Annotated in this window: 1 protein-coding gene; it reads right to left on the reverse strand. The window is 57.7% G+C overall.

Annotation, left to right across the window (positions count from 1 at the left end):
* Positions 1-134: 134 nt before the first annotated feature.
* Positions 135-392 (reverse strand): type B 50S ribosomal protein L31, encoded by a 258-nt coding sequence (locus tag PV363_RS17890; RefSeq protein ID WP_301023108.1) that lies wholly within the window; start codon positions 390-392, stop codon positions 135-137.
* Positions 393-529: the final 137 nt, after the last annotated feature.

A 529-nucleotide genomic window follows, 5' to 3' on the forward strand; every position in this document is an offset into this window, starting at 1 on the left:
AACTCACCGTGCAGGCGGTCGTTGTCCCGTTCTGAGCTGCTCATTGAGTTTCCTTTTCCGCAAGTAAAAAGGCCCGCCCGGATGTCCGGGCGGGCCTTCCTAGTCTAGAACCTGTGCTGTTCTTTACGAACGGGTTACTTCTTGCCGCCGAAGCCCTTGAAGCGGGCGTTGAAGCGCTCGACACGGCCGGCGGAGTCCATGATGCGCTGCTTGCCCGTGTAGAACGGGTGCGATGCGGAGGAGATTTCCACCTCGATGAGCGGGTAGGTGTTTCCGTCTTCCCACTCGATCGTCTTGGAGGAGGTGGCGGTGGAGGCCGTCAGGAAAGAGGTGTCGGACGCGAGATCGCGGAAGACAACCGGGCCATACTTGGGGTGGATATCAGACTTCACAGTTTTACCTTCTTTTGGTGCCTGGATTTTGCCAGGCACAGTGTGGTTGAAAGCTTTATCGGCCGTACATTCGGCCAGCAACCCATACTAGCGCATTTCCCTTGCCCGCAGGAAACCCTTCACCCCTCGGTTCAGGA

Source organism: Mumia sp. (assembly GCF_028803055.1).
In the GTDB taxonomy this organism is placed as follows: Bacteria; Actinomycetota; Actinomycetes; order Propionibacteriales; family Nocardioidaceae; genus Mumia.